Here is a 26,320-nt window from a genome sequence, read left to right as displayed (position 1 = left end):
TATGACCCCTTTTTTAATGCCCTTTGTAAACCTATTTCCCGCCAGATTCAACAGCCCGCCGCAATATAGTCACCGTTAGCGCTGATTGGGATGACCGTCAGAAACAGTACCGTCGCGAACAAAATCAGCAGCGCACCGCCCGCCATTTTGACTGCCGGCAATATCCAGCGTGGCCCGGATCTCCCCCCGAATAGTGACACCGTGCGTTCGCGCGCATAGCGAACCGCCAGCGACAACCCGAGAATCGATAGGGCGGTACCCAGCGCCATGGTCATCACTGCAGCCACCCCCCACGTCACAATGCCCAGCGCGTTCGCGAACATCAAAATCATAATAGCGCCGCTGCATGGTCGCGCGCCAATGGCCAGAATGACGCCGAGCCGCGTTTTCCAGTCGCTTTCGGTAACAGCAGTACCTACGCCATGGTGCCCACAGCCGCAGCTTTCGTCATGCTGATGCAATAGCTTGAACCCTGAGATAGCCAACTTACGGGGGCGCAGGCTTTTCAGCGCCTGATAAATCACGAACAACCCGAAGGTGCCAATCATCAGCGCACTGATTTTTTCGACATACCAGCGGCTGGTACTGAGATCGCCAGAGGCCAGGTTAAAACCTACTGCCAGGATAAAGACAAACAGAATCGCGCTAACGCCCTGCATCAGGCTGCCGATAAACGGCACCACGCGTGCGGCAAGTAGGCTCTCTTTGTTGGTGCTCAGGTAGGTGGTGACGATGAATTTACCGTGCCCGGGGCCTATGGCGTGCAGCACGCCGTAAAAGAAGGCCCCCACCAGAAGCCATAGGCCAGCACCGTATTCGTGGTTGTTGAGCTGCAACAGATACATCACCAGATAACGGTGCAGGGTAATTTGCGTCGCCAGGCACCATTGGATAAATGCGTTCCAGTGTGCGTGCAGCGTAAAAGCGGCGGCGAGCAACAGGAGTAGCATTAGCCCGGCAGTGGGAAGGCGCCAGTCGCGCGCGAAACGTTGTGCGATCATCATAGAGCCTGAATCAGAAGTTCGTGAAGCAAGTATAGTAATGCAACACCAGGGCGATTCGCTATCCGTTTACCAACCTGATAAGGAAAACGGATAGCGAAAGAGGAAGGGCGAAATTAGCTTTTGGGATCAAATAGATCGGTCTTCAGCGTATCGTAATCCACTTTTTGTAACTGGAAGTTGGTGATGTAGACCTTGCCGGCTTTTTGCGACGAGATGAAGCGATACTTCGGCGTAATCTCTTTGGTCTGGATCCCGGTCCACTGCGAGAAGAAGCTCAGGAAATCGTTGGCGGAACGACGCGCCTTGATAACCTTGTGCGCTTTGTCATCGCTGGACAGCACCATAAACGGCACCTGGAAATTCTGCTGATATTTATCATCGTGCGCCAGATACTGTACCGCTTTGCCACGCTCTTTAAACGCCAGCCCGTGGTCAGAGAAGTAAACCAGCGAGAAGCTGTCGGTGTTACGTCGCAGCTGATCGTAAAGCTGGTTTAGCAGGCTGTCGGTTTGGGTCATGGTGTACAGATAGCATGACGTTTCCTTTGACTGTACGAACTGCGCATACTTGCCCTGGGTGCGGTCGCAGGCCTGCGGATGCGAGCCCATAATATGCAGCACAATCAGCTGCGGCTGACTGCGCGTCGTCGACAGCACCTGAGCGGTCATCTTCAGCAGATCTTCATCGCGGGTATTTTTATCCGCTTCGAAGTCGCCGCTTTTCAGGAAGTGCACTTCATCGGCGCGTTTGGCGATGCTGGCGATAGCCGTGTCGTACTCGCCAATCTGCCCCTGGTTGGAGAACCACCAGGTCTGGAAACCGGCGCGGTTGGCGAGGGTAACGAAGTTATCCTGGTAGAGCGGTTTACCGTCCACTACGCGGTTTAACGTCAGCCCCAGCGATTTCTGCGTAGAGCCGCTGGCGGCAATGTAGTTAGTAAACAGATAACCATTGACCGAGCTGGCGAACGGCGTGTTATCCCAGTGACCGCCAAAGGCGCCCAGCGCGTCGCGTCGCGCGCTTTCACCGATCACCACCACGTAGGTATGATATTTCGGCTTCACGGCCACCACGTTCCAGGTGTCTTTCAGTCCGGAAAGCTGCGCCATGCGCTGCTGTTCATCAATAACCTCGTTGTTATTAACGATGATGTCTTTCACGAAGCGGAAGGCCGGGTAGCCGCTATCTTTCAGCTTAAACCCCCAGCCATCAATCTTGTTTTGAATCGGCTGGACGAAGAACACGCCGATGCTGAATAGCAGGCACAGCGTCTCTATCACGCCCCAGCGTTTTTTATCCGTGGTTTTACGACGAATGGCAATGACGCCAAGCGCAAAAATAAACACCGCCACCAGGTAGCTGTACCACGGGAAGATGGTAAAGATTTCCGTCGACTCTTCCACATTCGTGGAGTGTAGCGCCAGCAGCGTGTTGAAGTTCGGTGCCCCGTAGGCCTGACTAAAGGGGAAATAGAGCGCGGCCACGAGCGAATAAACCCCCAGCACCACCTTCTGCACTTTAGGCAGCGTGCGCCATAGCAGATGCAGTACGCAGGTAAATGCCACCGCATACAGCAGGCTAAATGGATAGCCCAGCGCCAGGTTTATCAGGATCGACTGTAAAAAATAAAATCCCGTCCACGGGCTAACGGCCAGCCCACGTGCAGCAAGGGTGTCTTTCAGGGTTAGATTCATAGATTACAACTATCAAAACGCCATGTGCGTCCCCTGGCGTCAAGGGGTCTTTATTGGCCAGACGATGCGTGAAGAGGGGGATGCAAAGTACAGGGCTGCAAGAAGATAAAGCGAGCTTATTATTGGGTCAACTACTGATAACGAATTGTTTTGGGAGGACGCTTACAAAACCAGAAAATAAACGGGGTTTTTGGGCGCAAACGGCTAGGTTGCCAGCACATGATGACAGGATGATGAAGCGGCGTCGCGACGCCGCTTAGCGGGACGGAGTGTCCTGTTGTGGTTTGTTGTTGAACAGGTCGCACAGCATACCGATCAACATCAAGCGTACTTTAAAAGGAGAGTGGCTAAACACGCTGATACACCTCTTGAATTCGTTCATGGTTCCTCCTGCTTTCAGGCCCGTCGATCCTTGATGAGCGTTTGCATTACATACAGATATAGCACAGGCTATATTTTATAGCTATGGCTAAAACGTTAAATTTTTGTGCTTGGGTCACAATCCATTACAATGAGCGGACTTGATATGACGCGTTCAGGCGTCGCACAGATGAGGAAGCTTTATGGGCCGTCGCGCAGGTACGCCAATCACAAAAAAAGTGACGCAGCTGGTTAACGTTGAAGAGCACGTGGAAGGGTTTCGCCAGGTGCGTGAAGCGCATCGCCGCGAGCTGATTGACGACTACGTTGAGCTGATTTCCGATTTGATTCGTGAAGTGGGCGAGGCGCGTCAGGTCGACATGGCGGCACGTTTAGGCGTTTCTCAGCCAACGGTGGCGAAAATGCTGAAACGTCTGGCTGGCGTCGGGCTGATCGAACAGATCCCCTGGCGCGGCGTATTTTTGACGCCGGAAGGGGAAAAGCTGGCGCAGGAGAGCCGCGAGCGCCATCAGGTCGTGGAAAACTTCCTGCTGGTACTTGGCGTCAGCGCGGATACTGCACGACGTGACGCTGAAGGTATTGAGCACCATGTTAGCGAAGAGACGCTGGACATGTTCCGTCAGTTTACCCTGAAGCACGGGCAATTCGTGGAATGAACCTTCCTTTTATACGCTCGCTGGCGCGCGACCGTTTTCTCCATTTGCTGGTGATTGTCGGCATCCTGCTGAGTATTTTTGTTCCTTTCGCGCCCGGGCGTTGGCCGGAGGCGATTGACTGGCACACCATCATTACCCTAAGCGGGTTGATGCTGCTGACCAAAGGGGTTGAGCAGAGCGGCTATTTTGATGTGCTGGGGCGAAAGATGGCGCGCCGTTTTGCCACCGAGCGTCAGTTGGCCATCTTTATGGTGCTGGCGGCGGCGCTGCTTTCGACCTTTTTGACCAATGACGTGGCGCTGTTTATCGTCGTGCCGCTCACCCTGACGCTGAAAAAGTGGTGCGCGCTGCCGATCAATCGACTGATTATCTTTGAGGCGCTGGCGGTCAATGCCGGTTCGCTGCTCACGCCGATCGGCAACCCGCAAAACATCCTGCTGTGGGGGCGTTCGGGGCTGTCTTTCCCTGCTTTTACACTGCAGATGTTGCCGCTGGCGCTCGCCATGATGGCGACCTTGCTGGTGCTGTGCTGGTGCTGCTTCCCGGCGAAAAAGCTGGTGTTTCAAAGCAGCGATCGCACGCCAGAATGGCAGCCGCTGCTGGTGTGGAGCTGTCTGGCGTTTTATCTGATTTTCCTCGCCGCGCTGGAGATGAAGCAAGAGCTGTGGGGGCTGGCAATAGTCGCAGCGGGCTTCCTGCTGCTTGCCCGCCGGGTGGTGTTCAGCGTCGACTGGGCGCTGCTGCTGGTCTTTATGGCGATGTTTATCGACGTGCATCTGCTGACTCAACTGCCGGTACTGCAGCACGCCCTCGGCGGCGTCAGTACGCTGTCCGGCGTGCCGCTGTGGTTAACGGCCATTGGCCTGTCGCAGGTGATTAGCAACGTGCCGTCGACCATCCTGCTGATTAACTATGTCCCGCCGTCGATGCTGCTGGCGTGGGCGGTAAACGTCGGCGGATTTGGCTTGCTGCCGGGGTCGCTGGCTAACCTGATTGCGCTGCGTATGGCGGCGGATCGGCGCATCTGGTGGCGCTTCCACCTCTACTCTATCCCAATGCTGCTGTGGGCGGCGGCGGTAGGGTATGGGCTCTTCCTGCTCGTCAACCGCGTGTAGGCCTGATAAGCGCAGCGCCATCAGGCAATCCGGATTACCTTGCCAGATGGCGGCGCTGCCTTATCCGGCCTACATCGCCAATCCTCTCCGCTCCATACTTTCACTCATCTCACAAAAAACGATCTTCAGGGTTGCGCACTTTTTCGACTTTGCGTTATATGACTAGTCATGAATTTTAAATGACTAGTCATATAGGAGCCGAATCATGAAACCATCGCTGCCCGCCAACTTCCTGTGGGGGAATTCTGTCTCCAGCATGCAGACCGAAGGTGCCTGGAATGAAGGCGGCAAAGGGATGTCGGTATACGATATCCGCGAGCCAAAAGAGTTTGCTTCCGACTGGAAGGTCGCGACCGATTCCTACCACCGCTACGAAGAAGATTTCGACCTGATGAAAGATCTGGGGATGAACTGCTACCGTTTCCAGATTGCCTGGAGCCGCGTATGCCCGACCGGCGATGGCGAGTTTAATGAAGAAGGCATTGCCTTCTACGAGCGCTTTATAAGCGGTCTTATCGAGCGCGGTATCGAACCGATGATCTGCCTGTATCACTTCGACATGCCGCTGACGCTGGCTGAAAAATACAACGGGTTTACCGACCGTCGGGTGATGGAAGCGTTCATCCGCTACGGCAAAAAGATGATCGACTGCTTTGGCGATCGGGTGACCTGGTGGCTGACCTTCAACGAGCAAAACCTCTACCATATGCCGGAAACGTTCCTGATCTCCGGCTATATGCGCGGCGATAAAACGCTACGTGAGCTGTATGAAATTCAGCACCATGTGATGATGGCGCATGCGCATCTGACGAATTATCTGCACGAAACCAAACCGGGCAAATTGATGGGCGGCATGCTGGCGCACGCTCAGGTCTACCCGGCTACCTGTAAGCCGCGCGATGTCTTCTGCGCGCAGCAACTGGACGAATTCTTCAATCAGAATTTGCTGCGCGTTTTTGCGGGAGAGGGCTATAGCCCGGAAGTGCTGCACTTTGTTGAACGCGCGGGCTTCAGCGATATCTACCGTGAGGAAGATCTCGCGGTGCTGGCGAGCATGAAGAACGACTATATGGCGTTCAGCTACTACGCCAGCCGTACCCTCGACAGCGACCCTATCCCGGCAGGCACGCCGGTGAACAACTACATGCTGTTCGGCGATAAGCCTAACCCGCATCTGAAGGCCACCGAATGGAACTGGCAGATAGATCCGCTCGGTTTTCGCAGTATTATTACCCGCTATTACAATGACTGGCGTCTGCCGGTGTTTCCGATTGAGAACGGTATTGGGGTGATAGAGCACTGGGATGGGGAAAATCCGATCGCCGACGATTACCGTATCGCCTATCATCGCGACCATATTAACGCCATGAAAGAGGCGATTTTTGAAGACGGCGCGCAGGTCATTGGCTATCTGGGCTGGGGACTCATTGATATCCTCAGCTCGCAGGGCGACATGCGTAAGCGTTATGGCGTGGTCTACGTCAACCGTGAAAACCACGACTTAAAAGACCTCAAACGTGTGCCGAAGAAAAGCTATGACTGGCTGAAACGGGCAATTCATAGCAATGGCGAAGAGATGTAACAACAGGAGCGGGTGATGGCAGCGAAGTACATCGCGATAGCGCGGGAAATTAAGAAACGGATTATCAGTGGGCAGTATCCCGCCGCTGAGCCATTGCCCGACCAGTTTGCGCTGGCGGCCGAGTTTGGCACCAGCCGGATGACCATTCAGCAGGCGATGCGTCAGCTTATCGTTGAAGGGCTGGTTTATACCCGCCAGGGGCAGGGGACGTTTATTCGCAAGAACTTCCTTCAGCTCTCCCGGTGGGATATTCACGGCAGCGACTACGCCGGGGCGACTGAAACCTGGGGACATCTGGGCAAGGTGGAAAGCCAGGTGATTCGCTTTGAGCTACGTTTTCCCAGCGAGAAAGAGCAGGCATCTCTGCTGATTGACGCCGATGCGCCGGTGTACGATTTTGTGCGCCTGCGTCTGCTTAACGGCGAGCCGCTGTCGCTGGATATTACGGTCATGCCGGTGTCGCTGGTGCCGGGGTTGAGTAAAGCACATCTCGAAAATTCGGTCTTTCGCTACGTGCAGGACAATCTTGGTCTGAAGATGATGGGTTCTTATCGCGTGGTACGCGCGCTGAAGCCCAGCGAGCTGGACCAGCAGCATTTGAACTGTGAAGCGAGTGACCCGATTCTGGAAGTGGAACAGGTGATTTATCTGGATGACGGTACGCCGCTGGAGTATGCGCACTGCCACTATCGCTACGATCACGGGGGGATTGTGATCGTCAATAACGGATAAAAAAAGGGCGGGTAATTAACCCGCCCTTTTTGATCGTCTGGTTGAATTAGTTCAGACGAACCGGCATACCGGAACGGTTTTTCACCGCCTGATCAACGATGCTCTGGTCAACGTCGGACTGGCTGGTCACCGCCTGTACGGCTTTGGTCAGGACAACCGGCACGGTTTCACCGCCTTCGAACTGCGCTTCGGTAGTGGACAGCGGGTTGTGCACTTCAATGAAGCGGCTGCCATCTGGCTCCGTGGTCGCTTTGACGGGTTCATCGATAAACTGTACGCGAGTGCCGACCGGCACGTTTTCGAACAGGAATTTGATGTCTTCGTTACGCAGACGCACGCAACCGTGGCTCACGCGCAGGCCGATACCGAAGTTGGCATTGGTGCCGTGAATGGCATACAGACGACCAATGTACAGAGCGTACAGACCCATCGGGTTGTCCGGGCCAGCCGGAACGACTGCCGGCAGCGGGTTGCCTGCTGCGGCATATTCAGCGTGCATTTTTGCCGTCGGCGTCCACGTCGGGCCTGCTTTCTTACGTTCTACCTTGGTGGTCCAGTTGATCGGGGTATCTTTACCCAGCTGGCCGATACCGATTGGCAGCACGATCACGGTGTTGGTGCCTTTCGGGTAGTAGTACAGACGCATTTCCGCGCTGTTGATGATGATACCTTCATGCACGGTGTCCGGCAGGATCAGCTGCTGAGGAATATTCAGCACGCTGCCGCCTTTCGGCAGGTAGGTGTCGACGCCTGGGTTAGCCTCAAGGAGGTTGGAAAGCCCCATCTGGTACTGGGCGGCGAAGTATTCCAGCGGCTGTTTGTTATCGTCAGGAATGGTGATGACCTGATTCTGGCCGACAATACGGCTACCGTCGGTCGGCAGCGGATACGTCACCGCTGAGGCCGAATTGCAGAAACCTACGACAGCGAGCGCTGCAGCGAAAAGCGTTGTTAATTTCATGTTCATGTTGTGCGAGGTATCAGTGCCATTACGGCGGTTGTTTGAGAATTCAGACTGTTGGTTGCAGCGCATTATATGTGCATTCGATGCGGCTGGGAATTCGGATGTGTACGAAATCACATTTTTTTCACTTGCGTTACAGTTTAGCCGTTGGCGAAGGCGGGCGCTTTTTATTCGCAAGTGTGGCATAATAGGGAGTTTGTCACATTCTTCAGGATACTCCCGTGTTAGTTACCAGCAACGTCACCATGCAGTTTGGCAGTAAGCCGCTGTTCGAAAATATCTCCGTCAAATTTGGCGGCGGCAACCGTTACGGCCTGATTGGCGCCAACGGGAGCGGTAAATCCACCTTTATGAAAATCCTCGGCGGCGACTTAGAGCCGACGCTGGGCAACGTCTCCCTCGATCCTAATGAGCGTATCGGTAAGCTGCGTCAGGATCAGTTCGCCTTTGAAGAGTTCACCGTGCTTGATACGGTGATCATGGGTCACGGCGAGCTGTGGGAAGTGAAGCAAGAGCGCGACCGTATCTATGGTCTGGCTGAAATGAGCGAAGAAGACGGCTATAAAGTAGCCGATCTCGAAGTGCTCTACGGCGAAATGGACGGTTACTCCGCGGAAGCGCGCGCCGGTGAACTGCTGCTGGGCGTGGGTATTCCGCTGGAGCAGCACTACGGCCCGATGAGCGAAGTCGCGCCGGGCTGGAAGCTGCGTGTGCTGCTGGCGCAGGCGCTGTTCTCTAACCCGGACATCCTGCTGCTCGATGAACCGACGAACAACCTGGACATCGACACCATTCGCTGGCTGGAGCAGACGCTGAACGAACGCGACAGCACCATGATCATCATTTCGCACGACCGTCACTTCCTGAACATGGTCTGCACCCACATGGCGGATCTCGACTATGGCGAGCTGCGCGTATACGCCGGTAACTACGACGAGTACATGACGGCAGCCACCCAGGCTCGCGAACGTCTGCTGGCCGACAACGCCAAGAAGAAAGCGCAGATTGCCGACCTGCAATCCTTTGTCAGCCGCTTTAGCGCCAACGCCTCTAAATCACGCCAGGCGACTTCCCGTGCCCGTCAGATTGATAAGATCAAGCTCGACGAAGTGAAGGCGTCCAGCCGTCAGAACCCGTTCATCCGCTTCGAGCAGGACAAGAAACTGTTCCGTAATGCGCTGGAAGTGGAAGCGCTGGCCAAAGGGTTTGAAAACGGCCCGCTGTTTAAAAACTTCAACCTGATGATGGAAGTTGGCGAGAAGATTGCCATCATCGGCGCCAACGGCGTGGGTAAATCCACCATGCTGAAAACCCTGGTCGGCGAACTGACGCCGGATAACGGCACCGTGAAATGGTCCGAAAATGCCAGCATCGGTTACTATGCGCAGGATCACGCCGAAGATTTCGATAACGACCTGAGCGTGTTCGACTGGATGAGCCAGTGGAAGCAGGAAGGCGATGACGAGCAGGTTGTACGTGGTTTCCTTGGCCGTCTGCTGTTTAGCCAGGACGATATCAAGAAGCCGGCTAAGGTTCTTTCCGGTGGTGAGAAGGGGCGTATGCTGTTTGGTAAGCTGATGATGCAGAAACCGAACATTCTGGTGATGGATGAACCTACCAACCACCTGGATATGGAATCGATCGAATCACTGAACATGGCGCTGGAAATGTATCAGGGTACCCTGATCTTCGTTTCTCACGACCGTGAGTTCGTGAGCTCGCTGGCGACTCGCGTGATTGAGATTACACCGGAACGCGTAGTGGACTTCAGCGGTAACTACGAAGATTACCTGCGTAGCAAAGGGGTGGAGTAATTTCCCTCAGCCTGGCCCTCTTCCAAAGGGAGAGGGAACCGTTAGGTGCAAATTAAAATACCTTGCTCCTGCAGGCCGCACAATGCGGTTGGCTCCCTCTCCCCTGTGGGGAGAGGGGCGGGGTAAGGGGTTATCCTCGAACCCACTCGCTTTTCTCTTCGCCGTTAATCAACAGCTGACGTTTTTCTCCTTCTGGTAGCGTCACCTTCAACGCTTCCCATGCCGGACGATAATCGCCGCGTGCGTTTACCTTCAGGTCAATCGTACTGGCGGTGCAGACCATTTCCCACTCCAGCCACAGCGCGTTACCCTCTTTGTAGCCCCACGACTCGCCGTCATCCTCAAACAGCAGGCCCGAAGAGCGGCCGATTCCTTTCATCGGGAACAGCTTCAGCTCACGCGAGGTATCTTCTTCTGCTTTCACGTAGGTAATACGTTCGCTCAGCGGTAGACCAGCGCCCGCACGCACCAGCAGCGGCAGTTTCTCCAGCGGCGCATCGACGACAATCGACTGGCCGCCGCTGTACCACGCGCCGGTGTAGAAATCGTACCAGCCGGTTTCGTTGTCCGGCAGCCAGACGCGACGCTCGCGCTCGCCGGCTTCCACCACGCTGGCAACCAGAATATCGCGGCCCAGCAGGAAGTCGTCGCACTCTTCAAAGGTCTGCGCATCGTGCTCGTGATCGAGGAAGGTCGGACGCAGCATCGGCTCGTCGTCGGCATGCGCCTGCCATAGCAGCGTGTAGAGGTACGGCAGCAGACGGTAGCGCAGCTCAATCGCGCTACGAATCGCCGGGGTCACGCCAGGATACATCCAGGGTTCGTTCACCGTGTGGTCATCGTTCCATGAATGGATGGTAAAGCGCGGATGCATTACACCGTTCTGTACCCAGCGGACAAACAGCTCCGGGTCCGGTTTGTCGCCGGAGAAGCCGCCGACATCATGGCCCAGGTTGTACAACCCGGACAGGCTCATCCCCAGCCCCATGCGGATGTTGTAGCGCAGAGTGTCCCAGTTGGTGCGGTTATCGCCGCTCCAGGTCTGCACGTAGCGCTGCATCCCGGCGCAGCCGGAACGGGAGATCAGATACGGACGCTTGTTCGGCGCAAAGCGCTCCTGCGCTTCCATTGACGCGCGAATCATCAGCAGCGGCATCACCGGGCGAATATGCTTAATCGCAATCTCATCGCCAAAGCCGTGACAGCGTGCTTCACCGTCCCACACTTCAAACTCGTTGTTATCGTTCCAGGTGGAATCGATACCCATCTCCAGCAGCTGCGACGTGACGCCCTCCTGCCACCAGGCCACGGTCTGCGGATTGGTAAAATCGAGGTGCGAACCTTCATCGTCCCAGAAGCTGGAACGCTCCGGACCGTCGCTTTCCGAGTCGCGAATAAACAGCGCTTTCTCCGCCACCTCGTTGTAACGCGGGTGATCCTGCAACAAGCATGGCTTGATGTTAGCCGCCAGATGCAGGCCCGCGTCGTGGAACGCCTGGCTCATGACTTTTGGCTGCGGCACTTTGTCGTAGTTCCAGTTGAAGACGTAGCGCTTGCCGTTAATGGAGGTATAGCCGGAAGAGAGCTGGAACGAATCGCACGGGATAGCATGCTCGTCGCACAGACGAATAAAGTTCATCAGCTGATTTTGCGCGTCCGGCGCGTCGGTGTAGTGCATAGTTGAGCCGCTGTAGCCCAGGCTCCATTTCGGCCCGAACAGCGTTTTGCCGGTCAGACGGACGAAGGCTTTGGTGACATCCAGCACGCGCTCGCCGGTAAACAGGTAGTAATCGATATCACCGGCTTCGGCCTGCCAGCGGCGATAAGCGGTGTGGTAGTTGTCGATCTCGTTGCCTAAATCCAGCCAGCAGCTGCTGAGGTTGTCGTAAAACAGCCCGAAGCTGATGTCATCGCGGCGGGTAATGGTAAACGGAATGTGTTTGTACAGCGGGTCGGTGCTGGCTGCGTTGTAGCCCATGGCATCCAGGTTACGCATCTCGTAGCGCTTGCCGTTACGCTGCAAATCACCGGCTTTATCCCCCAGGCCATAAAAACGCTCGTCCTTACGGCGGCTCTGGTAGTGTGCCACGCCATCGCCGTGGGCATTCACCAGATAGGCGCTGGTCGGGCGGTCGTTGACCAGCGGCTGCCAATCGCCTTCGGCGTTGCGGTAATGCCACTCCAACCACAGCGGCTGGTGGACGGTGACGCGCAGCGACTGGGTGGCGATCATCACGGTATCGTCCTGTTGGCTTAACGTCCAGGCAGGCAGGCTAAAACCGCTGAGATCTTCACGGCTGCGGCCCTCCCATGGCACGTCCTGCTCGGGGGCGATACTCCAGGTGCGGTCCAGCGCCAGCTCGCCTTTGCGTTTCAACAGCACGCGGAACAGATTCTCCTCCAGCACATACAGACACAGCGTGTGCTGGCCGTCGACCAGCAGCTCGACGTGGTGGGAAGACTGTTTTTGTAGGGTCCAGTTTTTCAGCGTTTTCATATTTACATCCACTATCAGGCGCGTTTCGCGCGGCGTTCAGCAATAAATGCGACCAGGAAGACGGCGCCAATCAGGTCGAAGAAACCCATGGCGACAAACAGCGGGTTGAAGCCGATTTTGTCGGCAGTCACCCCAATAATCAGTGAGAACAGGAAGCTCGCAATCCATGCGGCGGAACCACGCATGCCGTTAACGGTCGCCATCTGGCCTTTGTCGAACGATTCAACAACCAGTGCGCTCAGCATGCAGGAGATGATCTGGTGGCCAAAGCCGCCAATCGACATCAGCACCACGGCGATGATCGGATCTTTCGTCACCGCCACGACGGCAAGCGATACCATCAGGAATGCCCCGGTGACGGAACTGGCCACGGTAGAGTTGACGCGTGAGCAGCCGAACAGGCGCACATAGAGGCGGGTTAAATAGCCGCTCGCGACGCTGCCGAGGTCGGCGGCCAGGAAGGGCAGCCAGGCGAACAGGGCGATCTGCTTGAGATCCATGTTGTACTGCTTGGCAAAATAGAGCGGCATCCAGAAGCTAAACACGGCCCATGCCGGTTCCGCCATAAAGGCCGGGATAGCGATACCGTAGAAGCGTTTGTTTTTGCCCACGGTTTTCAGCGCGGTCAGGAATGGCAGCTTCACCGGCGGCGCTTCGTTGTCCTGACGGATATAGTCCAGCTCGGCTTTGCCCAGGTTCGGGTGTTTGTCCGGGTTGTGGTAGAACGCCCACCACAGTGCCACCCATGCGAGCGCCAGAATACCGGTAAACATAAACGCGCCCTGCCAGCCAAAAGAGGCGTGGGCAAAATAGATGATTGGCGGTGCCAGCATCGCGCCAATCGAGAAACCCACGCCAGCCCAACCCGCTGCGACCGGGCGTTCCGATTTCGGGAACCACTCGCCGATGGTTTTGGCGTTGGCCGGGGTAGCCGCCGCTTCCGCGCCGCCCATAAAGAAGCGCAGCATCGCCAGATGTAGCCAGTTACCGGCACCGGCGTGCAGTAAACAGGCCAGCGCCCACAGGCTGGCGCAGATCATAAAGCCCAGCTTCAGGCCAATAACGTCAATCAGCCAGCCGCACAACGGCTGGAACAGGGTATAGGCGATCTGGAAGGCGCCGACGATCCAGGAATATTGCTCGGTGGTGATCCCGAGGCTGTCTTTCAGCTCCGGCGCCAGGATCCCCAGCGAGTTACGGGTGATGTAGTTGACGGTGACGCCGAGTAAAAAAAGCACCAGCATCCACCAGCGCAGGTTTTTGACAACGCGGCGAGTTTTGCTGGTTGCCATTTCATTATTGATGCCCTGACTCATAGGGATCTCCACAGGATGATGTCAGAAACGGTGGGCAACTACGTGGGAAGTTGTCACACCACTTTTGGTAAGATTTTGATATTTATCAGCTTTGTTATTTTTCACTTCCACCGTTCTTGTATGGAAGTTGTTCTACCAATTCACCTTAGAAGACATGAAAGGTTGGTAAAAGCGGGTTTTGTGCACGTTTTTTCATGAGTGACTGATATACATTACGTATATGTCTTTCATGCCTTGCCAAATAAGGCATTTTTGTCATGAAAATTCTTTCATTTTTGAATTAGAGACAGATCACAAAATGGAAAAGAAGCTGAAAATCGCCGAAATTGCCGCCCGAACCGGGCTGTCTGCCAGCACCGTTTCGCGTGTGCTGGCGGGTAAAGCGAATACCAGCGCTCGCGCCCGCGAGCAGGTGTTGACCTGCGCGCGTGAGCTTGGGGTGATGGACGGTATGGCGGCAGGAAGGATGCTGCTCAATAGCCTGATTGTCTTTGCGCCGCCGCGGGCGTTCGATGAGCGGTCCGACATCTTTTACTACCGTGTGATCCAGAGCATCAGTAAAGCGCTCTCGCCACACGAGGTGCGCTTGCGCTACTGCGCGCTGGAGGAGAACGACAGCGATCCTACGCTGTTTTTGTCGCGCATGAACGAAGCGGAAACGCAGGCGGCAATTCTGCTGGGCATTGACGATCCGCATATCCACGATCTCGCCGCCGACCTCGCGAAGCTCTGCGTGTTGATTAACTGCCGCGACGAACGCATGCGCCTGCCTGCCATAGCGCCGGACCATCGGATGATTGGCGCTTTCGCCGCGCGCTACCTGTTTGAAATGGGCCATCGGGAGGTCATGAACGTCATGTGTCTGCGCCGTTACACCATGGAACAGCGGCTGGCGGGCATTAAAGAGGCATGGCGTCAGCACAACCTTGAGTTTCAGCACGAGCGCGACCTGTTAAATATCAGCAGCTTTAGCGCCAAAGTTGCCGAGGAAAAGGTTGGCGCATGGCTGGATGCGCGCAATGGCCGGCCATTGCCGACGGCGTTCCTGGTGGGCGGTGATTTTATGGCGGCTGGTACCGTTAATGCCCTGCGCCAGCGCGGGCTGCGGGTGCCGCAGGATGTCTCGGTCATGAGTATCGATGGCTTCAACCTGGCGGCCATTGAGGACGTGCCGCTCACCGCGGTTCACGTGCCGCGCGACGAACTGGGCGTAGAGGCGGTGCAGATGCTGCAACAGCGGCTGATTCGCCCCGACGCGCCGGTAGGATCGCTACTGCTACACGGGCGGCTGGCGGTTCGGGAATCGGTGCGGCGGGTGCGCCCTGGAAAAGGGCACACCGCCGTTGAACGGGAAGGGTTGTACGATAATCAGGCGTCGATGCCCAGCGCACGTTTGCCGTGAATATTCAGGTCGGCGAGCGTAAAGCGGCCCTGCCAGTCGGCTTCGTAGTCTTCACGCGGAAAGTCGCCCGGCGACGCGCCGCGTTCTAATGCCGCTTTCACCTTGTGGGCGTAAGCGAGATTTTTTTCGCACATTGGCGCGGCGGGAATGTACATCACGTTCCCCCAGCCCTGCTGATTCTCCACCGGTGCGACCGAGTGGATCACGTCGCAGTGCCACCATACCGAATCTCCGGCCTCCAGTGCCGGAATGGAGGTCAGTGCGCTTATCAGCAGCGGGTGCCATTTCTCGGAGATAGGCAGTACTTTGCCTGGCGCCACGCCGCAGAGTTCATCCTCCGGTACGTCGTCAAGCAGCGGACGCAGCAGCACGTAGGCCATCGCTTCCGGAATCGGCACTACGTGCAGTAGCCCCTGATCCGGGATCATGTCCGAGAGTGCAGTCCAGCCCTGGAAGGTGCGGAACACCGAGCATTTGGTGGTGTTATCGACGGTGTATTCTTCCACCTCGGTGCGGTGCGCCGCGTTCCACGGGTCGTATTGTTCCACGTTCCCGTTAAATACGCTGGCGAAGACCTGCTGATAGGCTGGCAGCAGCCAGCGTTCCAGCGCGCCAGAATCGGTATGTGCTCCGAGGCCTTTGGAGGTGGTACCCGGTGGGCGACGGCGGATACGGTCCGGATAAATGACGCTGATATCCGGATTAAACCACTGCTTACCCTCGCTTTCCACTTGCCAGAGGCGGTTGAGGAACGATTGGGCCAGCGCCATCTCTTCGCTCTGACGCGCCTGCATTTGCGCCTGCGACCAGTAAATCGGGTAGATTTCCGGACGTGAGGCATCAAGTGAACCGAAAAAGCTATCGCCCGGCCCCTTATATACGTCATCGAAATGGTTGAGATCGAGGTAATCGAGCATTGAACGATCCCACGCCAGCGCTTGTTCACGCGGGAAGTGACCTTTAATCACCGCACATCCGCGGCGCTTCACCTCGGCGCGGATGGCCTCGCTAATGTTACCCGCCGCCAGATCGGCAAAGGGAATGATTGGCCACACCGGCTGGCCCTGCGCCTTCAGGGCGTTAATTTCCGCGACCCGCGCTTCAATGGTGGCGCTCAGGCGGTCGAACACCGCCTGTACATCGTCAATCTGTGCGCGCAGCGCCTGCTTCATCTGGCGAATCGCCGCTTTCGGGTCGGCAGGGAGCGTTTCGTGGGTAAAGGTAATCGTCATATCAACCTCGCAATCTTTCATTCGAAAGTAAAATGCATTACATGTGATACTTTAAGTTAAAATAAAGTTAATGCAAGTTTAAATTTTTGCGTTCGATCACGAAGATAAAGGAAGATGAATACGTAGGCCGGATAAGGCAACGCCGCCATCCGGCAATGTGCTCGGAAGCGCCTGATGGCGCTGCGTTTATCAGGCCGACAAAGGAAGAGAATTAGAAGGGGGCGGCGCCGTCCAGCACGGACTGAATGACGTTCAGCGCACCGTCGTGGTTGTTGTCGTCGGTCCGGTAGTCCGCAATGGCCTTAATGCTGTCGACCGCGTTGCCCATGGCGAAGGAATATTTCACCAGCTTGAGCATCTCGGCGTCGTTGCCGCTATCGCCAATCGCCACGCACTGCTGCGGCGAAAGCTGCCAGCGCTTCAGCAGGCGACTGATGCCGTTGGCTTTGTGCAGGCCGGGAATGATGAGATCGACAAAGCCGAAGCCGCTGGTGACGGGCTTCATAATGCCGTCGAGGGAGACGTGCAGCTTATCAATCAGATCGGGGATATCGCTGTCCGGGAGGTTCAGGGAGAATTTGAACATCTTATCGTCGACGTCGTGGAAGTTCGCCACGCGCTTTAAGCGGTAGTAGTGTTTGGACATCAGTTTAACCAGCGCATCCGGCGCGCTGTCGCTGATATAAGCGCTTTCCAGACCGCAGGCGACGAAATACATCTGCGGGTCTTTCAGCAGTTCGCCAATCACCGTCTGATACTCATGTTTCGTTAGCTCGCCGTGGAAAAGCTGCTGCCCGTGCTCGTACACCAGCGCGCCGTTTTCCGCGACAAAAGAGATGCGATCCCGAATTTCAGGGAAGAAGGTAATCAGCTGATAATACTGGTTGCCGCTGGCGACAACGAATTCAATGCCACGTGCTTGAAGCTGTTCAAACTGCGCCAGAAACCGCGAACGGTCGTAGGTCTTGGCGTCATTAAGAAAAGTTCCGTCCATATCGGTGACGATAACTTTAATGGTCATACGGGATGCTCCTGGTGTAACTTCGGCCAGAAACAATTTAATTACAATGTGAGATAAAGCACAAATTTATTTCATTTGAAAGAAAACTGCCGGGTGGCGGCTACGCCTTACCCGGCCTACACGGTGAGGGGATTGTAGGCCCGGTAAGCGAAGCGCCACCGGGCAATGGTGTTAAAGCGTATGCTCAGTACGCGCGATAATATCGTCCTGCGCATCCGGCGACAGCGCGGTGAAGAAGGCTGAGTAACCCGCCACGCGCACCACTAAATCACGGTACTGATCCGGATGCTTTTTCGCCTCCAGCAGCGTTTCGCGCGACACGATGTTGTACTGAATATGCCAGCCTTTGTGCACTTCGAAGAAGGTACGCAGCAGCGCCATCAGCTTTTGCTTGTCGCTTTCGTTTTCCAGCGTCGCCGGGTTCAGCTTCTGGTTCAGCAGCACGCCGCCGAGAATCGCCGAGGTCGGCAGCTTACCGACGGAGCTAATCACCGCCGTTGGCCCCAGGTGGTCGGTGCCGGAAGCCGGGCTGGCGCCTTCTGCAAGCGGGGTTTTCGCTTTACGGCCGTCCGGGGTTGCCATGGTCTGCGCGCCAAACGGTACGTTCGCTGAAATGGAAGACGTGCCCGCGTAATAGTTGCCGCCGATCGGGCCGCGACCGTAACGGGGGTTGTGATACTGCTTCAGTTCGTCGATATAGGTCTGATAGGCGCGGGCCAGCAGGGCGTCGACGCTGTCATCATCATTGCCGTACTTCGGCGCGCCGTTGATCAAACGCTGACGCAACTGCTCGTGGGTCAGCCCTTCGTAGTCTTCCGCCAGCGCTTTTGCCAGCTCCTGCTGACCAATCAGCCCCTGATCGAAGACCAGTTTTTTCACCGCTGCCAGGCTGTTGCCGAGGTTGGCGATCCCCACCTGCAGGCCGGAAACCCAGTCGTACTTCGCGCCGCCCTGCTTAATGCTTTTCGCCCGTTCAATGCAGTCGTCAACCAGCGCTGAACAGAGAATATCGTGCACGTTCTCTTCCAGCATGGTGTCGACTACGTATTCAATCTCAATCGATTTACGGGTGTAGTAGCGAATCTGGGTATCCCAGTCGGCCAGCATCTGCTCGAAGTTGGCGAAGTTGCCCTGCGACAGCGCGTGTTCCTGCGGCAGGAATACCTGGCCGCTGGTGGCATCGCGGCCGCCTTCCATCGCGGCCAGCATCACGCGGGCAAAGTTGATAAAGCTCATCCCGGTGCAGCGGTAGCCCCACTTGCCGCCGACGGCGGTTTCGATGCAGCCGATGGCCGCATAGTCGTAAGCATCTTCGGGCTCGATACCCAGCTTGATGAATTCCGGTATCACAATTTCATCGTTATTAAACGCGGGCATACCGAAACCGCAGCGAATCACCTGCACGCAGGCGTCGAGGAAGTCGTTGCTCATCCCGGCGTGATAGCGCACGCTCAGGTTCGGCTGCGTGGAACGCAGGCGGCCACAGGATTCGAGAATCGCGTAAGAGAGCGGGTTCACCGCGTCCTGCGCTTCGCCGTTGACCAGCTTCTGGCCGCCGATGGTGACGTTCTGATACAGCGGGCTACCGGCGGAAGCTTTGGAGTGTGAGCCGGAGCGAATCTTATTCACTTCCAGCAGCTTCAGCCAGCAGCTGTGCAGCAGCTCGATAGCGTGTTCGCGATCCAGCGACTGTTCCAGCTCAACGTCGCGGCGGTAGTACGGATACAGATACTGGTCCATGCGGGCAAACGACACCGAGTGACCGTTGGACTCAATTTGCAGAATCAGCTGGATGAAGTAGCACAGCTGCAGCGCCTGCCAGAAGGTTTTTGGCGGCTGGTGGGCAATGACATCGCAGTTTTCGGCGATCGCCAGCAACTCGTCGCGGCGGGTTTCGCGAGACTCTTCGGCAGCCATTTTGCGCGCCAGCTCGGCGAAACGTTCAATGTGCAGGCCCACGGCTTCCAGCACAATATCAATGGCTTTCAGGAGCTGCTCACCGTGGAGGTCTTCCAGTACGGTCAGGTTGATGCGGGTACGACGCTCGGCGACTTTGGCGCGCATGCCGTCGAGGCCTTTTTCCAGCAGCAGCGGGTAGTTCACCGCCAGGTGGGCGTCGCCGGAGGTCATATTACCTTCGGCTTTAATAATGCCGGTGGCCAGCAGCGCTTTCTGTTCATCGGTAAACATGCCGTAGCAGCGGTCTTGTACGGTCTGGCCACGCCACCATGGGCACACTTCGTGCAGCACGCGCTTGTTCTCTTCGCTCACCGCAAAACCGGCGCCGGGGCGGTCGGCCAGGTCATCGATCTCTTTTTCAATCCAGCTGACGGTATATTCCGGGAAAATAGGCGCGGCGCGCACTTCACTGGCCTGGTTGCCGATAATCAGCTCGTCGTGCTTGATCCAGATAGTGCGTTCTGCGAGGTGATGGGCCAGCGCCAGCGCGCGGCGTACCGGAATCGGCTTGTCGAGATGCTGCTGATAGGCTTCGGTATAGTGGCGTGCGCGTTCGGTACATACCGGTGGCTTAACGATATGCACCAGCGCGGTTTTGTGAGCTTTGATGCGGTCGGTCAGTTTGTCGAGAGTCAGAGTGGTCATCGTTTTATCCTCGTAGTGTCGCCGTTAACCCTTTTTCGCGGGCGTACTGCTGGGCAAAATCCAGCAGCGCCGGGTCGTTCAGCGGCTTGTCGGGTGCAAAGTAGGGAAGGCCGAGCAGGGTATATTTGTTGATACCCAACGTGTGGTACGGCAAAAAATGAATGTCGCGCACGCCCGGCATCTCGTCGGCGGCAAAATCAGCAATCGCTTTGATGGAGTCTTCATCGGCATTAAAGCCCTGAATCAGCGGTACGCGCAGGGTTACCTGTTTTCCGGCGGCAGCGAGACGTTTCAGGTTATCGAGCACGCGTTTGGCCGAGCCGTCGGTCCACTGCTTGAAGCGTGCTTCGTCTACGTGCTTCAGGTCAGCGAGGAACAGGTCGATATAGGGCAGCGCGGGCTCCAGGTAGCGCCATGGCACATGCAGGCAGGTTTCTACCGCCGTATGGATGCCTTGCTCATGGGCGCTTTTCAACAGTTCCAGCGCCAGTTCCGGGTTCATAAACGGTTCGCCGCCGGAGAGCGTCATACCGCCGCCGCTGCGATCGTAAAACGGTTTATCGCGCAGCACGGTGGCCATAATTTCTTCGGCGCTTTTCTCTTCGCCGCAGACGGTCAGCGCCTGCGTCGGGCAGCAGCTGGTCAGTGTGGCAAGGTGGGCGTCATCCAGCTTTTCCCGATGGATAACCAGCCCGTTAAGCGCACGTTCAATGACCGACGGCGCAGCTTTCTGGCACAGGTCGCAGCCGTCCAGGCACAGACGCGGGTCGAACAGCAAATCCTGCTCGCGGGAGCGGCTTTCGGGGTTCTGGCACCAGCGACAGCCGAGCGAACAGCCTTTCAGGAAAACCACGGTACGGATACCGGGGCCATCGTGGGTGGAATAGCGCTGAATGTTGAAAATCATATGCTGCCCTCATCTTTCGTATAAAGATTAAAATGCTTTCGAATGAAAGTTATATTGATGTGCGTCAACTTAAGAGGAGGTTTTGCTGTGGTAATGTTATTCCATGCTCAATATCACGGTTTAAGGACACATCATGGAACTCTATCTCGACACCTCTGACGTGGCGGCAGTTAAAAAGCTGGCGCGTGTTTTCCCGCTGGCGGGCGTGACTACCAACCCAAGCATTGTGGCGGCGGGTAAAAAACCGCTGGATGTGCTGTTGCCGGAACTGCTGGAAGCGATGGGCGGTAAAGGCCGTTTATTTGCCCAGGTGATGGCGACAACCGCCGACGGCATGGTGGCGGACGCGCATAAGCTGCGGGCGATTATTCCGGATCTGGTCGTTAAAGTGCCGGTGACGGCGGAAGGTCTGGCGGCGATTAAGCTGCTGAAAGCGGAAGGGATCCCGACGCTGGGTACCGCCGTTTACGGCGCAGCGCAGGGTCTGCTGTCGGCGCTGGCGGGGGCTGAATATGTCGCGCCTTACGTTAATCGCGTCGATGCGCAGGGGGGAAATGGTATTCAGACGGTGTGTGAATTACAGGATCTGCTGACTCTGCATGCGCCACAGTCGAAGGTGCTGGCCGCGAGCTTTAAAACGCCGCGTCAGGCGCTGGACTGCCTGCTAGCGGGCTGCCAGTCGATTACCCTGCCGCTGGACGTTGCGCAGCAGCTGATCAGCTACCCGGCGGTAGATGCCGCAGTGGCGAAGTTTGAACAGGACTGGCAAACGGCGTTTGGCCGTACGTCGCTGTAACGCGTTCGCTCGACCGGGCTACGTCGGTTGTTGTAGGTCGGATAAGCGCAGCGCCATCCGGCAATACTCGTTGCCATTGCCGGATGGCGGCGTTGCCTTATCCGGCCTACGATCGATTCTCTCTCCACAATGGTGAAGGCGTTACGCCGAAGCCTCCCCGCACACCTCGCACGTCGGGCTACGCATCAGCTTCATCTCTCTGAACTGGCAGCGCATCGCGTCATACATCACGATTTTGCCCGCCGCTGGCGTACCGTAATGGGCCAGCACCTTAATTGCTTCCATCGCCTGCATCGCGCCAATCACGCCCACTAGCGGCGCCATCACGCCCGCTTCCACGCAGGTGAGCGCATTCTCGCCGAACAGACGGCTCAGGCAGCGATAGCACGGCTCGCCTTCCTGATACGTAAACACCGAAATCTGTCCTTCCATGCGAATTGCCGCGCCGGAAACCAGCGGGACTTTATGCCGGAAACAGCCTGCATTCAGCTGGTTACGAATAGCGACGTTATCGGTACAGTCGAGCACCAAATCCTGTTCCGCAATCAGCGCCCACAGCGCCGCTTCTTCCAGCAGTGCGTTGTGGGTCGCCAGCGTGACGTGTGGGTTAATGCGCGCCAGCGCGTCGCGGGCGGAGTCGACTTTCGGCTGACCGATAGTGGCGTCGCTATGCAGCGTCTGGCGTTGCAGGTTGGAAAGCGCCACGGTGTCGAAATCGAGCAGGGTGAGTTGGCCAATTCCCGCGGCGGCCAGATACTGCGCCGCCGCACAGCCCAGCCCACCCAGGCCGACAACCAGCACGCGCGACGTCTTTAACTGCTCCTGGCCGTCAAAATCAAAATCCCGCAGGATGATTTGCCGGTTGTAGCGCAGCATCTCGGCATCGCTGAGTTCGGCGGCCATCACAGGCCTCCCAGCAGATGGTTAAAGGGTTCAACCTCTACCCATTCACCGGCTTCGACGTTGCCGCGCTCACGCTCCAGCACGATAAAGCAGTTGCCCTGGCTGAATGAGCTAAAAATGTGCGAGCCCTGATGGCCGGTCGTGGACACGGTAAGGTCGCCGTTGGCGTCGCGGGTCAGCAGGCCGCGCTGGAAGTCGAGACGACCCGGGGATTTTTTCAGCCGATCGGTGGTGCGTACGCGCAGGCGCGGAGCCTGCGTGGCGTTGCTGCCCGCACTCAGTTTGGCCAGCAACGGCTGCACCAGTTGATAGAAGGTGAGCGCCGCGGAGACCGGGTTACCCGGCAGACCGCAGAACCAGCTATGGCTTAGCTTACCGAAAGCGAACGGCTTGCCCGGTTTGATGGCAAGCTTCCAGAAGCTGATTTCACCCAGCTCGTCGAGAATCGTTTTGGTGTAGTCCGCTTCGCCTACGGAAACGCCGCCGGAGCTAATGACTACGTCCGCCTGCTGGTCGGCCTGAATAAAGGTCTGCCGCAGCTGTTCCGGGTCATCGCGGATAATCCCGAGGTTAATCACCTCGCAGCCTAACTGCTCAAGCATCAGATGCACCGCCAGGCGGTTGGTGTCGTAGATTTGTCCATCGCCCAACGGCTGGCCCGGTAGCTGGAGTTCGTCACCGGTGGAGAACAGGGCGACGCGCACTTTACGCACCACGTTCACCTCGGCAATGCCGAGGGAAGCCAGCACTGGCAGCTCGGCGACGGTGAGGCGGGTACCCGCCGGGAAAACCACCGCGCCGTTGGCGATGTCTTCGCCGCGACGGCGAATATTCTGCCCCGGCTTCACAGCTGCGGTGAAACGGATACCGGCGTCGGTCTGCTCGGTCTCTTCCTGCATCACGACCGCTTCACAGCCTGCGGGAATCGGCGCGCCGGTCATAATGCGTACGCAGCTTCCGGCAGGCCATTCACCGTGGAACGGCTGCCCGGCAAAGGCTTTACCCGCGACCGTCAGCGGCGTTTGCGCCGCGAGGTCGGCCAGACGCACCGCGTAGCCATCCATCGCCGAGTTATCAAAACCCGGAACGTCCAATGGGGAGACGACATCGCCTGCGGTGATACGGCCGAAAGCCTGTAACAGCGGCACCGACTCGCTTTCACGAAGCGGGCTAATTTGCTCAAGCATCTGGGCGAGCGCGGTATCAAGCGGGATCAGTCCGGCGGTAAAATCCATGGGTAAACTCCTGCGGGAAACGTTCGAATGCGCACATTATGGCAGAAAACCCCCGCAGACTGTATGCCACCTGTGGTGTACCCTGACATTTCCGGACGCTCTTTCTATATTCAAAATTGATATAGGAACAGAGTCACTATAATGATATTTATAAATAAAATGACGTAAGGGATAACGAATGGGTAAGGCTGATGCCGCGCGCGATAAATCAGCCTCAAAATGCACGATAAATGCCAGAAAAATAATTTCACTATATGAAACTAAATCACATGAGATGTAACAGTGCATCAGCATCCACTGATGCACTGTTAGTCCGCTCTCATGCTGTGGCCTGCATTTTTTTCCACAATTCCAGAGCATCAAGTCGTTCGGCTAATTTTAAATTGACTGCTCGCTGATACGCCGCTTCGAAAATCAAACATTCCGTATAACGTAACCCAAGACGTTTTCCTGCTGGTTTGCTCACCGGAACCATCACTGTTTCCTCGACCTCTTCAGTCACTGGTACGATTTCAGTTCGGACAGTACCATCGGCATCAGAGAACTTAATTTCAGTATACTGAAGCGCATCATCAACATGTCGCTCGCTTAAGACCTGTTGTCCCTCTGTCTCTGTGACTTCGCGGATAATACCAGGGCCTCGCTTCTGTCGGCTGACCGTCTGAACGTGAGGTTCGAACACTTCCTCAAATGTCTCATCCTCACAGAAAAGCGCATACTCGCGCGGGTCGAGTCCTTCAGACTCAAACGCTGTTGCAACATCCTGCGCAATTAATCCGGCATGCAGCCGTGCGTCTTCACCTTTCTCATCCAGAGATTCCAGTAGCTGATAAATCGTTGGCGGTACTTTGGCCCATGCCCGCAATTCAGCCTCACTTAACGCGCCGGATACGCCGCGTATCTTTTTCGTTGAGATATCTGATGTATTGATACTGGCTGTAGCTGCATAGATTACAGACGCGCGGGCGCTCGGCGTCCCTACGGAGGAATTATTATCCGTTTTAAAATCAATATTACCCGCGAACAGTGACCTGCCTGATTCAAACACGGCAAAACCGGTTTTCGGCGAAGCCTCAGCCTTACCGATGCCAACCTGGAATCTTACAGGATCTGCCAGCGAGGTTTTGTATTCAGAGAATCCGCCAAGTGCTGCGCAGTAAGGATCTGCGATTGTATGTCCTCTCCCTCCGGCAAAAGCGTAGGGAGCTTTAATAGTATTGCCGTAACCAAAAGCTGCTGAGTATTGCGCCTGGGCAGCAAACGTGTTCAGGCGGCCCCATGCTATAGAATAATTCGCACCGGACTCCATCGTTACCTGATAACCTCCTGCAAGCGCATAATTTGCAGCCATGCACTGATAACCCCAGTGAATGGCGTCAGATGAAGCCGGACCGTTCACCGGGAAATTTCTGGTCGTGGAACCTGAACTGACAAGGCTTCCGAAATTCGCAATCGCAATTGACTGACCACTCCACGGGCCTGAACCACGGGCAGAAAATGCAGGAAGAGAGTGTCTGTGGCTGACGCCTCGTTCCTCCAGTGCTTGCCAGATTCTGAAGTAACCATGCTCCCACAGTGATTCACCCAGCCAGTGAGTATAATCGCCAGTCCCGTCAATATCATATTGTGTTTTAAGTCCTGCTGAGTTTACATAAATACAGTTTCGATTAACGTTTTCACAATAATCCAGTTGGGCCTGCCAGACCTGATAACGCGTGTGCAGGCCAGACATCCCCATAATAAATAATGGTGTGGTATCAGACATCCAGCTTTCAGAACGGAACTGCTCGTCAAGAATCGCCAGTTTGTCCCGATATGAAGTTACAGTGTCGGTCAGGGCGTTTGCTTCACCCTGAGCATAAATGACAAAATCGACCTTCGTTTTACCTGTCGAAGCGATTTCAGGCGTTGCCAGCGCAGCCTCAACTTTTCTTTTTATGGCGACGTAACGTTCGGAACCAACGCCATTCCCCATCCAGTCCTCTACAGGACGTCCGCCTGCTGCATCATAGATAATGAAAACTTTTTCAGCCTTTAATTCATCAACAAGTCGATGGGCAAGGGCCAGAGCGATATTATTATTACCGCCATTACCATCAGGCGTCGCCTGTGAGAATGGTGATTTAGTATAATCGCTGCTGCCCCATTTACCTGTCTTACCATCAAATACCATTATTTTGTCACTGGCAGGATTCGGGCCACCGTTATTAGCTCCCTGAGCATTAGATTGCCCCGTAATAACAATGATGAATATTCTGCGAGCCAGAACAGAAATGAAATTAATTTTATCTGCAAGGAACTCAAACTGAGCTTTTAACCACTGAGTACGTTTTGCAAGCTGGATGGCCTGTAAATTTGCCGGACCGCTGTCAGCAAAATTATTCTTTTTACCAAGAACCGGAGTATCTTCGGTGAGTTCGTAAATCGTGGATGTCCACTCTGCGCTTTCTTCAAGTTTCGACATA

Annotated in this window: 20 protein-coding genes; 7 read left to right on the top strand and 13 right to left on the bottom strand. The window is 56.0% G+C overall.

Features of this window, described 5'->3' with window-relative positions; genetic code table 11:
- Positions 1-47 precede the first annotated feature (47 nt).
- The 3 genes from ABTW00_RS16135 to mntS form a co-directional block, all read right to left on the bottom strand.
- A complete protein-coding gene (locus ABTW00_RS16135; protein WP_433636336.1) occupies positions 48-1,001 on the bottom strand; it encodes a nickel/cobalt transporter in 954 nt (317 codons plus the stop codon).
- Positions 1,002-1,117: 116 nt separating this feature from the next.
- A complete protein-coding gene (locus ABTW00_RS16130; RefSeq protein ID WP_433636334.1) occupies positions 1,118-2,698 on the bottom strand; it encodes a phosphoethanolamine transferase in 1,581 nt (526 codons plus the stop codon).
- Positions 2,699-2,954: 256 nt separating this feature from the next.
- Positions 2,955-3,080: a manganase accumulation protein MntS gene (gene mntS, locus ABTW00_RS16125; protein WP_185666683.1), complete on the bottom strand. Its 126-nt coding sequence runs from the start codon at positions 3,078-3,080 to the stop codon at positions 2,955-2,957.
- A gap of 181 nt (positions 3,081-3,261) precedes the next feature.
- Here mntS and mntR point away from each other — a divergent pair, with 181 nt between their 5' ends.
- The 4 genes from mntR (at position 3,262) to ABTW00_RS16105 (ending at position 7,164) form a co-directional block, all read left to right on the top strand.
- Complete coding sequence (gene mntR, locus ABTW00_RS16120) at positions 3,262-3,735, top strand: manganese-binding transcriptional regulator MntR (protein ID WP_065355588.1); 474 nt, start codon at positions 3,262-3,264, stop codon at positions 3,733-3,735.
- Entirely contained in the window at positions 3,732-4,850 is a 1,119-nt protein-coding gene (locus tag ABTW00_RS16115) for an anion transporter (protein WP_433636333.1), read from the top strand. The genes mntR and ABTW00_RS16115 overlap by 4 nt, the downstream gene beginning before the upstream one ends.
- Before the next feature lie 205 nt (positions 4,851-5,055).
- Positions 5,056-6,432: a glycoside hydrolase family 1 protein gene (locus ABTW00_RS16110; protein WP_433636331.1), complete on the top strand. Its 1,377-nt coding sequence runs from the start codon at positions 5,056-5,058 to the stop codon at positions 6,430-6,432.
- Positions 6,433-6,447: 15 nt separating this feature from the next.
- Positions 6,448-7,164, top strand: a complete 717-nt coding sequence (locus tag ABTW00_RS16105) for a GntR family transcriptional regulator (protein ID WP_064548492.1) — start codon at positions 6,448-6,450, stop codon at positions 7,162-7,164.
- A 46-nt stretch (positions 7,165-7,210) separates the two neighbouring features.
- Here ABTW00_RS16105 and ldtB read toward each other — a convergent pair whose 3' ends face one another.
- The gene (gene ldtB / locus ABTW00_RS16100) at positions 7,211-8,131 is read right to left on the bottom strand and encodes a L,D-transpeptidase (protein WP_122983138.1); all 921 of its coding nucleotides are present in this window, start codon (positions 8,129-8,131) and stop codon (positions 7,211-7,213) included.
- Positions 8,132-8,349: 218 nt separating this feature from the next.
- Here ldtB and ABTW00_RS16095 point away from each other — a divergent pair, with 218 nt between their 5' ends.
- Positions 8,350-9,942, top strand: a complete 1,593-nt coding sequence (locus ABTW00_RS16095; RefSeq protein ID WP_064548496.1) for an ABC-F family ATPase — start codon at positions 8,350-8,352, stop codon at positions 9,940-9,942.
- Positions 9,943-10,072: 130 nt separating this feature from the next.
- Here ABTW00_RS16095 and ABTW00_RS16090 read toward each other — a convergent pair whose 3' ends face one another.
- Together ABTW00_RS16090 and ABTW00_RS16085 are read right to left on the bottom strand one after the other, a co-directional pair.
- A complete protein-coding gene (locus ABTW00_RS16090; RefSeq protein WP_433636329.1) occupies positions 10,073-12,439 on the bottom strand; it encodes a TIM-barrel domain-containing protein in 2,367 nt (788 codons plus the stop codon).
- Between the two features lie 14 nt (positions 12,440-12,453).
- Positions 12,454-13,755 (bottom strand): MFS transporter, encoded by a 1,302-nt coding sequence (locus ABTW00_RS16085; RefSeq protein ID WP_271448025.1) that lies wholly within the window; start codon positions 13,753-13,755, stop codon positions 12,454-12,456.
- Positions 13,756-14,053: 298 nt separating this feature from the next.
- On the opposite strand from ABTW00_RS16085, the gene ABTW00_RS16080 reads away from it, so the two are divergent.
- Positions 14,054-15,157 carry a LacI family DNA-binding transcriptional regulator gene (locus tag ABTW00_RS16080; protein ID WP_433636327.1) on the top strand — a complete coding sequence of 368 codons (1,104 nt, stop codon included), beginning with the start codon at positions 14,054-14,056 and terminating at the stop codon, positions 15,155-15,157.
- On the opposite strand, the gene ABTW00_RS16075 is transcribed toward ABTW00_RS16080, so the two are convergent.
- The 4 genes from ABTW00_RS16075 to ABTW00_RS16060 form a co-directional block, all read right to left on the bottom strand.
- Positions 15,124-16,389 carry a DUF1479 domain-containing protein gene (locus tag ABTW00_RS16075; protein ID WP_433636326.1) on the bottom strand — a complete coding sequence of 422 codons (1,266 nt, stop codon included), beginning with the start codon at positions 16,387-16,389 and terminating at the stop codon, positions 15,124-15,126. The genes ABTW00_RS16080 and ABTW00_RS16075 overlap by 34 nt on opposite strands.
- A gap of 211 nt (positions 16,390-16,600) precedes the next feature.
- Positions 16,601-17,410 (bottom strand): Cof-type HAD-IIB family hydrolase, encoded by an 810-nt coding sequence (locus tag ABTW00_RS16070; protein WP_433636325.1) that lies wholly within the window; start codon positions 17,408-17,410, stop codon positions 16,601-16,603.
- Between the two features lie 171 nt (positions 17,411-17,581).
- Positions 17,582-20,014: a formate C-acetyltransferase/glycerol dehydratase family glycyl radical enzyme gene (locus ABTW00_RS16065; protein ID WP_433636323.1), complete on the bottom strand. Its 2,433-nt coding sequence runs from the start codon at positions 20,012-20,014 to the stop codon at positions 17,582-17,584.
- 4 nt (positions 20,015-20,018) lie between these two features.
- Entirely contained in the window at positions 20,019-20,921 is a 903-nt protein-coding gene (locus ABTW00_RS16060; RefSeq protein WP_433636322.1) for a glycyl-radical enzyme activating protein, read from the bottom strand.
- Positions 20,922-21,054: 133 nt separating this feature from the next.
- Between ABTW00_RS16060 and fsa the strand changes: the two genes are divergently transcribed.
- On the top strand, positions 21,055-21,717 hold the full coding sequence (fsa, locus tag ABTW00_RS16055; RefSeq protein ID WP_271448021.1) for a fructose-6-phosphate aldolase: 663 nt from the start codon (positions 21,055-21,057) through the stop codon (positions 21,715-21,717).
- Between the two features lie 141 nt (positions 21,718-21,858).
- Here fsa and moeB read toward each other — a convergent pair whose 3' ends face one another.
- The 3 genes from moeB to ABTW00_RS16040 all read right to left on the bottom strand — a co-directional run bounded on the left by moeB (position 21,859) and on the right by ABTW00_RS16040 (position 26,319).
- Positions 21,859-22,620: a molybdopterin-synthase adenylyltransferase MoeB gene (gene moeB / locus ABTW00_RS16050; protein ID WP_064548511.1), complete on the bottom strand. Its 762-nt coding sequence runs from the start codon at positions 22,618-22,620 to the stop codon at positions 21,859-21,861.
- A complete protein-coding gene (moeA, locus tag ABTW00_RS16045) occupies positions 22,620-23,855 on the bottom strand; it encodes a molybdopterin molybdotransferase MoeA (protein WP_433636320.1) in 1,236 nt (411 codons plus the stop codon). Before moeA ends, moeB begins: the two co-directional genes overlap by 1 nt.
- Before the next feature lie 319 nt (positions 23,856-24,174).
- Complete coding sequence (locus ABTW00_RS16040; protein WP_151224946.1) at positions 24,175-26,319, bottom strand: tail fiber domain-containing protein; 2,145 nt, start codon at positions 26,317-26,319, stop codon at positions 24,175-24,177.
- Position 26,320 lies beyond the last annotated feature (1 nt).

The sequence above is a fragment of the Kluyvera georgiana genome, from assembly GCF_050990895.1.
GTDB lineage: Bacteria > Pseudomonadota > Gammaproteobacteria > Enterobacterales > Enterobacteriaceae > Kluyvera > Kluyvera georgiana.
This window is presented reverse-complemented; position numbering and strand designations above follow the sequence as displayed.